This is a genomic window from Mobiluncus sp., from assembly GCF_985070215.1.
The window spans coordinates 1-10,727 of record NZ_CFKZQR010000053.1 but is presented as its reverse complement, the minus strand read 5'-3'; the positions used below and the strand labels follow the sequence as shown (position 1 = coordinate 10,727).

Genomic DNA, 10,727 nt, shown 5'->3' with positions numbered 1-10,727 from the left:
GGGGGGGGGGGGGGGGGTGGGGGGGGGGGGGGGGGGGGGGGCGGGGGTGGGGTGGGTGCGGCAGCGGAGAACCCCAGGGCGAGCGGGGGGGCGCCCCCCCCCCCTTTCGCCTCTCGCGAGCGCCCCCGAGCGACCACCCCGCAACAAATACGCGCGGGAAATAAACTACTTGAGGGCGGCCTTTTCTTGGGTCTTGAACTGATTGAATCGGGGCAGGAATTTATCCCAATCGATGGCGTGTCCGTCCAGCTCAGGGCCGTCAATACAGGCGTGTTTGCGCACCAGCTTGCCGGTTTCCGGGTCAACAAAAGGCACCATGCAGGCTCCGCACATCCCGGTCGCATCAACCATAATCGAGTTCAGCGACGCCACTGTCGGCACACCGTACTTCGCGGTCAACAGGCAAACGAACTTCATCATGATGGGCGGACCGATAGTGGTGATTTCCGCAATCTGGCGCCCATCACCGCGGCCGTCCCGCAGCATCTCTTCCAGCGGCAACGTCACCACGCCCTGACGACCAAACGACCCATCGTCCGAGGTCAAAACCACATCCAGCAAATCCGGGTACTGGCGGCGCAGCACTTCGACACGCTCCGGGCTATCCCCGGCTGGATCCCCGTCCGGGTCAGTCCAGAACAGCAGGTCGCGATTACGCGCCCCCAGCACCAGGGTCACGTGATTGCCCAGCTCCAAGTGTTTACGCACAATCGGATAGGCGGGCGCCAACCCGACCCCACCAGCCACGAAGCACACGCTTTGGGTGGCCGGGTCGAAATGTTCCATCTTTGACGCCAAGCCCAGCGGCCCGGCAATCCCGTAAAACGCCTGGCCAACTTCCATCGCACACATAATCTGGGTCGATTTGCCCACCGCTTGCACCACGATGGAAATCCAGCCCTGTTCCCGGTCAAAATCGGCCACGGTCAGGGGAATGAGCTCACCTTTTTCGTGGGTCATGAACCGGGCAAACTGGCCGGGCTGCACCGCGCGGGCGACTGCCGGGGCGTGCAGTTTCATTTCCCAAGTCCGTTCCGACAGTTGGCGTTTTTCCAAGATTCGGTAGGCCGAGGCGGCGCTTTGCGTGTATTCCAAAGCGCGTTGTACCCGCTGGCGGACTTCCTCCGGTGCTAGGCGTACGGCTAGGTCCCCCATCTGGCGGGCGGCCGCTTGGCCGTCTCCGGCTGCCTTAATCGCGGTCGAGCCGCCGCGAGAAGCGTCTCCGCCGGAGTAGATTCCCTCTAGGTTGGTGGCTTGCGAGGGGGTTTCTGCCGCACTATCAGCCCCATCAGCGCCGCCAGCCTCACCGGTAGCCTCTTTCCCGACCTTAATAGCGCCCCACTGCTGCACCGCCAGGTCAGGCTGTGAATCACGAATAATCGGGTTGGAACTGTTACCGAGCGCCATAATCACCAGGTCAGCGTCCATTTCCAGGACTTCCCCGGTCGGTTGGGGCCGGCGCCGCCCGGACTCGTCAGGCTCCCCCAGCTCCATCACCCCCACGCTGGCTCCCGCGACATGGTGATTTTCGTCCTCGTGAAACTCGGTAGGCGCGCGCAGCTCAGCCACGACAATGCCCTCTTCCAAAGCGTGATGCAGTTCTTCCACACGGGCCGGCATCTCGGCCTTGGTGCGCCGGTACACGATAGTGACGTGACCGCCCAAGCGCCGGGCGGTGCGTGCCGCGTCCATCGCCGTGTTTCCTCCGCCAATCACCAGGATTTCTTTCCCGGCGACTTCGGGTAGGGGCGTGTCATAGTCGGGCAGGTTCGCGTGCATCAGGTTTACGCGAGTCAGGAACTCGTTGGCGCTCATGACCCCGTTGAGGTGCTCGCCGGGCACGTTCATGAACTTCGGCAAACCGGCGCCGGTACCGACGAAAATGCGCCAAAAACCGGCCGCTTTCAAGTCATCTAAGGTCGCGGTCTTGCCCACCACAAAGTTCGTCACGAAACGCCCACCCAGCAGACGAATCTTGTCCACCACGTCATCGACCAGCTCATTGGGCAGGCGGAACTCGGGAATCCCGTACTTCAACACCCCGCCCAGGGTGTGGAACGCCTCGAACACGGTGACCGGAAAACCCTGGTTCGCCAGCAAGAACGCGTTGATTAGCCCGGAAGGACCCGAACCGACGATAGCAATCGGGGGCTTTTCGGCGGTCTGCCACGGGTCGGGACGTCCCTCGAAACGCTTGAGAATCGCCTCGTTGCCGTGCACGATTTTTTCCCGCTGAGGCAAGAACCACTCCAACTGACCAATCTCGATGGGCCGCGCCTTGTGCACGCACACCCCTTGACACTGCAGCTCCTGGGGACAAACCCGCCCGGTCACGTTCGGCAGCGGGTTCGACTCCTCCACGATGCGCAGCGCCCGGTCAAAATCGCCCTCCGCGATGGCCTGCATGACGTCCGGGACATGAATCTGGACCGGGCAGCCCCCGACTTTGCGACCCCGCAGGAATTCGCCCAACTCGCAGGGCCGATCCGCGCAATGCTTGTCCCGCATCGATTCGAGCCACACGAATAGGTCGACTTCCCGCTGGGAATAGCCCTGGGTCAGATACCCCAAATACCCTTGCGTGACCAGGTCAAAGTCGTGTACCCGCTGGGAGGCCGGCCGCACGTAGGGGGCGACATGGTTAGCGGCGGGCCAGTTTTCGCTCACCCCCGCAAACATCGGGTAGCGTTCGGACAGCCAGGTGTCAATCGCGCGGATAAACACGCGTTTCTTGCCCAGCGGCAGGTTCCACAGGAAACGCATCATGATGCGCCCCACCGTGTCCTCGCGTTCCAGCAGCTCCCAAATTTTCAAGGTCATAGCCTCGGGCAGTTCCCCGGCGTCAAAAGCCGCGTGCAGCTGGGCCAGGCCCTCGGCCACAAACATGGATTGAAACAGTTTCGGGTCGGCGTTAAACCGGCGTTCCAAAATGTTTAGCTGGACCGTGTTCGTCGTGTCAAGCATCGTTTTCCCCCTCCCCGGTCACAAGATGATTTCCGCGTCACAGTTCGCGACAACTTTCGCGACCCGGGCGCGCAGTTCGTCGGTCACCTCCACGCTTTCCAGCGAGCCGGGAATGAGCCGCGCCACCGGGGTGGGCTTGCCGTCAATGATTTCCGTGGACGCCTCGAAGTATTCGGGAATCTCCTGGTAGCAGGTCTTGCAGTCCGTGCACTGGGCTATTTTCGCAAGCTCGTAGCGAAAGGGCGCTCCCGAGTCTGCCGGGGCGGCGTCGGACGCGGCTGCTCCGGAGGCGCCCCCAGCCGTGCTGGCTCCCCCGCCGAATCCGCCCAAGAACGGTAGCGGCGTCGTGGTGGTGCCGGTCGCGGCGACTTCTGCCATCGCTTTTGCGATGAGTTCAATGGTTTCTTCCTGCGACTTCGCGGCGGCGTCACGAGCTTCGGTCAGCTCCTTTTCCAGGTCGGCGTGCGCCTTGCGGGCCTCGGCTAGGTCTTGTCCGGCCAGGTATTGCAGGAAAGTCCAGTGTTCGCGGCATTGCTCGGTCAGTTTCACGATGGAGGGCGACACTTGGATTTTTGCCAAGCTTCCGTCCGCGCCGGTCGTATAGATAAATGGAGTAGCGGTTTCACGAGTGGCCGGGTCCATCTCTACATATTCCGCTACGGTCGTCGGGTTTTCGGCGTTATCCGGCAGCGGCTGGAAGTGTTTCTTAAACCGCAGCTCAGAGTAGGCGAAGTCCGCTGGCGTGTAGGGCAGGTCCATCAGCTGGGCTTTGCCGTCCGCGTCATGGTAGCTGAGTTTGTAGCGTGACCACAGCTTTTTCACATCCGGGTTGCCGTCAATGATGAAGCGGTCGCTGAACTCGGCGTGGGCCGGTTCGTGGACAAACAGCGGGCTGATACGCGATTTCACCGCCAAGCGGCTGTGTTCACTAGCCATGTCGTCCCCGATACCGTGTTCGGGCTGGCAGGGCGTGTACACGTCTATCAGCGCCGGGTAGTCGACCTGGGCTAGGGCGCGCGACACGTTCTTAAGGAAGTGTCCCTGGTAAGCCGTGGAGGTGGACACCACCAGGACGTTGGGGTGCATGGCCGCCAACAGGCCCAGCTCTTTGCGCTGCTCAGACTTGCCTTTCAAGTATTTGCCGTAGCGGGACAGGTCAGCGTCCTGGCCTTCCAGGGAGGCCGTGGAGGCCTGGCCGCCCGTGTTGGAGTAGGCTCCCGTGTTCAACACCAGCATCTTAATCGGGGTGCCGGACGCCAGGATACGGCTCATCGCCCCGAAGCCAATGTCATAGGACGCGCCGTCGCCGCCGATGGACATGACCGCGGGCATCAACGCGAGTTCCTCGTCCGTGAACTGTTTCCATTCCGGAGCATCGGATGGAATGGCCGCACCGGTCGCACCAGCGAGGATGGCCCGGGCTTGCCGCAGCGCCAAAACGTCCATCGACAAATCGGCCGCCAGACCCTCGTAAATGCCTTTTGCCAAGGGCTGCGCGTCTTGGAAAAGCCCGTTGACCCACGGCTGCTGGTAGGGGTTAAACGGCGCGGTCGAGGCATAAACCGAGGAACACCCGGTCGAGTTCGCGACCACCGCGGCCGCCGGGCCCCGCCCTCCTGCCGGCCCTTCGTAACGGTACAGACGCTGCTCCAAACGCTCGCGCACCTGGTCAATCAGGGCGCTAAGCTCAGCATCGGTCACGGTTTGGCGCTTTTCCTCCAGGGCCGCCACTAACTCCTCGAGTTCCTGGCGGTGACGCGAAACACGGCCGTTATTGATGTCGTTGGCCAAAGCCATAGTTTGGCGCACGGCCGTGACTTCGCCACACCCGCGGCACGCCCCGTGCCCGCCGATGGTCGCGTAATAGTTGTCGCGGTTCAGGAAAATCCGTTTCATATCCAGGCTGGGCCCGCCGTTCGGGTCGCTGAATTCAGCGGGAGAATTCGGCAGTTTCGTCAAGAACGCAAACCGCTGCTGGGTCGTGGCCAGTACCTCGTCGTCCTGGTCGGTGCCAATCAGGGCGTTCGGGCCGCACACCGCCACGCATTCCAAACAGCCGGTACACTTCCACGGGTCAACCGTCGCGCTGAACAGCACTCCCGCGCCGGGTTGGCGTTTTTCGGTGGAGTCAAAGAACGGTCGGGTGCGCGCCACCGGGAAAGTCCGCAAGGTGTCGGCCACCGCCGCCACCGCCGCGGGGTCGGCGTTTTGCGAGGTCGCAGCCGCGGTAAAGACATCGGCGATTTCCGGACGCGCCTTCGTGTCAAGCAGTGCCTGGCGCATCGCCCCGGCAATGGCATCCACCTGCGACTTTAGGGAGGCACCGGCCTCGCCCGACTGATCTATCGCCGTCTGCAGCAAGGTGTCGATGCCAAACACCGTGTTTGGAATCGCCCCATCCGGGCAGGCCAAGGTGCATTCCATACAGCCGGTACACAGGCTCGCGTCGAACACCGGAATGGTCCGGCGGAACAGACCCTTATCCTTTTCCGCTGAGGACGCCGGGGGCAGGAAGTAGCCAGTGCCGGGGTAAACCGGGGCTTCGCTAATGGTGCCCTGAGCAAAGGGTTCCGCCACGACCCGCCGGAAATAATCCCGATCAAACAGCCCAGCAGTAAGCGCGCAACCGGTAGAGCCGCGCTGGCACATCGTGGCTGATAGGGATGCGTCCAAAACCGGGCGGGACTGGGAGGATTCGCTGCCCTGAGCCGCGGCCACTCCACCCGACGCACCACCAGACGCGCCCGGGTCGGCGTCGAGCTGTTCCCACTCGACCTTTTGCGTGGCGGCCGCCCCGTCCTTGACCACCGCCATATTCGCTTCCACAATCGCCGGGCCTTTCGCCCCGAACTTGTGCTCGATTTGTTCGCGAATCTTGGCCAACATATCCGCTTCGCTGGCCCCGGAAGCAATCCGGTCGACCTTGGTGGCGATAGCCCCGATGAAAGCCACGCCCATCATGCGGGTTTGCAAGCCCGGATTGGGGGCGTGCTTCAGCGCGACCCCGAACGCATCGAGGATAAACAGGTTAATGTGCCGATCCCGAATGATTTGTTTCGCCCGGCGCGGCAGGCTCGCCCACAGCTCGGCGGGAGTTTTGTCAGACTGCAAGATAAACGTCCCGCCCTCGGCCAAGCCCTTCAGCGGGTTCGTGTGGGCAAACACCATGTGATCCGGGCTGACCACAATCTCTACGTCCTCCAGCTCAGCGTTCGTAATCCTGATGGTTTCCGGGCTCAACGTGATGTAGTAGTTCGTGGCCGCCCCCGATTTTTCCGAACCGTACTTCGGGGCGGCTTTGCTGTGCAAGTGCAGCATTTCAGCCAAAATGTCGGCCAGCAGTTTCCCGGTCGCAATCGTGCCGTAGCCCCCGACAGAGTGGAACCGAATCCGCATCGCTTCCTTGGGCAGCAGGTCTTTCGGGTTTTCTTCCAGGTGAAGGGCCATTTTGGCGGTTTCCGGGTAGGCCTCGCGCAGCCGGTCCTGCATCGCCTTTTGTTCCCCGGTCGCGTCATCAGCAAAGAACGTCGAGCCAATATAGAACTCGGGAGCCAGGTCGCCGGCCTGCATCGCTTTGAACGTGGCGATGAGGTGACGCGGCTGGACATCATGACCACCCAAGCCAAAGAATCCGGTGGACAGCTGGGGCATTTCCCCAGTCTCTACCGCCGCAATATCCGGGTAGCGCGCCGGCAGGTCACGCTGCACCGCCGCCGCATTTTGCCCGGCTTTCACCAGGGCGCCGTTGACGAACTTGGTCAAGGCCGCCTGGTCGGAACGCTCCAGCACCGTCACGGCTTTCGCGCCCTTGAGAGCCGCCACCAACTCGGCCTCCGGGAACGGCTGCAACATGACAATCTGGACCAGACCGACCTTGAGACCCCGCTGACGCAAGTACGGCAGCACGGCGCGCACGTCCTCACAAATCGAGCCGACACCGACCATGATGAAGTCGGCGTCCTCGCAGTTAAACGTCTTTACCGGGGCGTAATCGCTGCCGGTCAGGGCGTTATATTCGTCCATCGCCTGACGCACCAGGCGCGGCACATCCGCCACAAAGTGGGTGCGGTGGTCGGCCACCCCGGCTTGGAAATCGGGCTGGTTTTGCACCGGCCCGGTCAAGCCCGGATTGTCCACATCCACCAGGGACGGGATAAGTTTGCGGGTGCCTCGCGCCGGAGCGTTGACCCACTGACGGCGCCACTTGGCGACTTCCGCTTCGGGCAGATGCCCCGCAATCTCCCGGTCAAACAGCTCCCCGCAGCAGTCATTTTCGATAGCGTCGGCATTATCAGCGCAGTTCAGGAACGACCGCAGCGCCTCGAGGGAGGCGGGCGCCAGCACCGACCTTTTGCTCTCCAAGAACTGACCAAACTGGAAAACCCGGCCTTTGGCACCAAACAAAATTTCTTGAGCGGCGGTGGGACAGGGAATGTAACCCTTAGGGTCGCCCAAGTATTCCTTAACCAGGTCGGCTTCCGGCAGGCGCGCTTCGCTCATCATGTGGGAAGTCGCGAAACCATCCATGCAGTTCGCCACCGGAATCAAGGACAGGGATGAGGCGCGGTAAGAAATCAGCGCCAGGTTCGCCGCTTCCTCCGGGTTTGCCCCAAACAGGACCGTGTAACCGGCCGGGAGCAGGGCATATACATCGTCGTGGCCACCCATCACGTTCAGCGAGTGACGGGACACCACGCGCGCCGCAACCTGCAACACGAAACCGCCGATACGCTTGCCGACAGTGACATAATGTGACTCCAAGCCATAGAGGATACCTTGCGAACTGGAGGCGTTCGAGACGAACTTGCCGCCGGTCAGTGCCGCGCCCATCGCCCCGGACTGGGCGGAGTGCTCACCTTCGGGCTCAAAGAAGAAGGGGTGCTGGCCCCACACGTTCTTTTGACCCGCCGCCACCGCGGCTTCGAAGGTCTCCGAGATTTCCGTCGAAGGCGTGATGGGATAGCCGATGACACCCCCGCACACCATGTTCATCACGCGGGCAACCGCACCATTGCCGTTGATAACTTCCACTTTGCCGGGATACTTCGGCTGGTCTACCATTACAGATTCCTCTCCGATGGGGTGATTTTGGGATTGCGTGGCCGTGGCCCAGTGATTCGAATCCTACCCCGATTTTAGTAACATCTCTTTACCCGCGAGGCGACTCGGGGTCAGAGGTTTTTTGCCCGTGGCCCCGGAACTGTTCGGAATGCAAGGGTTGACGCGAATTGGCATTTAGGAAAGGTAGGAAACCAGGTATTTCACAAAGAACTCGGGGGAGGTACTTTCGGTGACGATGTCGCCGGGAATTTCCTGAGGCGCGCCTTTCCCAATAGCCCAGGTGCCCCGCCAGTGAATCCGGCAGGTAATCGCATAGCGGCCGACATGTTGATATTTGTGGGTGACCGTGCCGTCCGGCCAGGGCGCTCCCGCATCCGCGCCGGAATCCGTGGTTTCGCCGTCGCCCCAATCCCACTCGAAGCTCGCGGGTTCAACTGAGATATTGACATCCTGGTCCGCCACGTTTTCCTGGAACTGTTGGGGGTCGACCTCGACATGGGCGTAGACATCCTTGCCCACAGCCACGTTGGCCGAAGGCGGCTCCATCGCCGGTGTGGGAGGCTCGATTTTTTCCTGGATTGATTCGGTCAGGGTTTCTTGGTCAATGGCCGCGGTGGCATTTCTCATAAAGCTCAGATCCTGTAAGTAAATCGTATCCACGACCTTTTTTGTTTTCGGATCCGTCACCGTCAAGGTGTTGTACTTCGGGTCAAACTCCGTTTCCATGTCGACAATGTTGTAGGTGGGCTTCGGGGAGGAATAAGCGTAAGAGTCAGAACCGTAAGAATACGATGAACTGTGAGAACTGGTGGAGCTGGTTTGGCTGGAAGAATCGGAGCCTGTTGCGCTCGAGTCGGTACCGGTGCTGGGGGAACTCGTCGACGTGAGAATCCCGGTGATAATGCTGCCGACTCCGTTGAAATCCCCGGTGAGTGCCTCGGCCGTGGTGACCCCAAAAATGGGGGTCGCAAGTATGAATGCCAGTGCAATCTTTTGTTTCCGCCTCACTTTTCCAAGCTACCGCGCGGGAAACGAGGTTTCCAAGCCGGTGACCCGCGGGACGGGCGGCATCGGCCTGGGGATTTAGGGAAGGACAGGAAAACGAGGTGGGATTTGCCAAATATTTTGCCAGGATAGATTTTTAATTAGATTTATAGGGTGGGATATGGGCTGTAGCTGCCATTATTGGCAGCTACCCGGCTATTCTCCCCTTTTAGGCACAGGGTTGTGGAAAACAGGGGTTTCCACCGGTAATCTGAATCGGCGTTGATTTCGTTCCCAGCCGCGCCGCAAGGTGGGGTTATGAAAACGAAAAACTATGGGGTTTACACAGCAAAACAGCTGCTCACGGGGTACACGAAGCGACAAATTAAGGCTTTGGTTAAGGCCGGAAAACTGCAGCGGATTATGCGCGGCTGGTATACCGGGGCGGATGCAGACCCGGATGTCGTCCGTGCCCTGAAACTCGGGGGCAGGCTGGGGTGCCTGTCCGGGTGCGCAAAGTATGGTCTTTGGGTTCCCTACCAAGCCAAAACACACGTAGTTTTGTCAAACAAAGTCGCCGTGCCCGCTGCGGAATTCACCGAATTCCACCGCTGCGCTGCCCACCCGCACTCCCCTGTGTTTGACTTGGAGGACTGCCTGTACCAAGCCATGCGCTATCACGATGCCGAAACGGGACTGATTGTGCTGGAATCGGCGCTACAACTGGGACATATTGGCTACGACCAGGCAAAACGCCTGGCATCGGGAGTGCAAAAGGACAAAATGACGACCTACCGGTTCCTCGACCGCGGGGCGCAGTCTGGCAGCGAAACTCGCGTCAGATTATTTTTCCAGCGCCGCGGGGTCAGCGTGCATACCCAGAACCGGACTGCGCCCGGATGGGTAGACTTGCTGGTCGGCAACTCGTGGATAGTGGAATGCGACGGGAGGGAGTTTCATGACAGACCCAACGCTTTTGAGATTGACCGCGAGCGGGATTTGTCGAACACCGCTGCCGGATATCTGACTACCAGGCTGAGTTACCACCAGATTTGGCACGAATGGGAGCCGTACCAAACAGAGGCTGAGCACTATTTTGCACAGGCGCCGACACCGCGTTTCACCCAGGGCTTAAGGGCATCCCGGCGATTGGCAGGTGAATGTGCTGAAGGGTTGCAATACCGTTTGCAACTGGGGTGGTGCTGACCGAGGAACTAGGAGCGGGGTTCGAGTCAGTGCTGAAGTCTGCTGTGGAGTTGGCAATGGAGCCGGCGGTGGATCGGTGCTGGAATAGGCGTTGAAATCAGTGCGGTTGGGCCAGAATCGGCGCGGAAGTCGGGGCTCGAATAAGGGCGTGGACGCGGGAGTGGGTGGCTCTAGTCGGCGCGGGAGTCAGCGCGGTCGAGCTGGAATACCAGGTGTCCGTTAAAGTTAGCTGGGATTTTGCGATGTCGCTGGATTCCCTAGGATGCAAAACCTACAAAAAAGCCGGAATCCAGTGGTTTTACTGCGGTACCAGCCAAAACTTCACAGGTGTAATTTTGGACATTTGGGGTATCGCGGCTGGTTTTTTGATTCCAGCCCTGCTGTTCCGCGGGGGGCAAACCGTCTCGAGGCACCAATTTTTAGAAAAATGCCGAAAAATCCCCCGCAGAATATCCATTTCCAGTACCGCACGGTTTTAAGCTGGGATTATCCGGGGAGAATAGCCGGGTAGC

Annotated in this window: 4 protein-coding genes; 1 reads left to right on the top strand and 3 read right to left on the bottom strand. The window is 60.6% G+C overall.

Going from position 1 to position 10,727, the window contains the following annotated elements; translation table 11 throughout:
- Positions 1-165 precede the first annotated feature (165 nt).
- The 3 genes from AC5LBQ_RS08670 to AC5LBQ_RS08660 form a co-directional block, all read right to left on the bottom strand.
- Complete coding sequence (locus tag AC5LBQ_RS08670) at positions 166-2,964, bottom strand: sulfide/dihydroorotate dehydrogenase-like FAD/NAD-binding protein (RefSeq protein WP_493265227.1); 2,799 nt, start codon at positions 2,962-2,964, stop codon at positions 166-168.
- A gap of 18 nt (positions 2,965-2,982) precedes the next feature.
- Positions 2,983-8,025: a 2-oxoacid:acceptor oxidoreductase family protein gene (locus tag AC5LBQ_RS08665; protein ID WP_493265226.1), complete on the bottom strand. Its 5,043-nt coding sequence runs from the start codon at positions 8,023-8,025 to the stop codon at positions 2,983-2,985.
- Between the two features lie 174 nt (positions 8,026-8,199).
- Entirely contained in the window at positions 8,200-9,033 is an 834-nt protein-coding gene (locus AC5LBQ_RS08660; protein ID WP_493265225.1) for a PKD domain-containing protein, read from the bottom strand.
- Between the two features lie 294 nt (positions 9,034-9,327).
- On the opposite strand from AC5LBQ_RS08660, the gene AC5LBQ_RS08655 reads away from it, so the two are divergent.
- Complete coding sequence (locus tag AC5LBQ_RS08655) at positions 9,328-10,215, top strand: endonuclease domain-containing protein (protein WP_493265224.1); 888 nt, start codon at positions 9,328-9,330, stop codon at positions 10,213-10,215.
- Positions 10,216-10,727 lie beyond the last annotated feature (512 nt).

What these genes read in the sequence shown, in the direction of transcription:
- AC5LBQ_RS08670 (WP_493265227.1), bottom strand. Translation starts at nt 2,964, where the DNA reads ATGCTTGACACGACGAACACGGTCCAGCTAAACATTTTGGAACGCCGG.
- AC5LBQ_RS08665 (WP_493265226.1), bottom strand. Translation starts at nt 8,025, where the DNA reads ATGGTAGACCAGCCGAAGTATCCCGGCAAAGTGGAAGTTATCAACGGC.
- AC5LBQ_RS08655 (WP_493265224.1), top strand. Translation starts at nt 9,328, where the DNA reads ATGAAAACGAAAAACTATGGGGTTTACACAGCAAAACAGCTGCTCACG.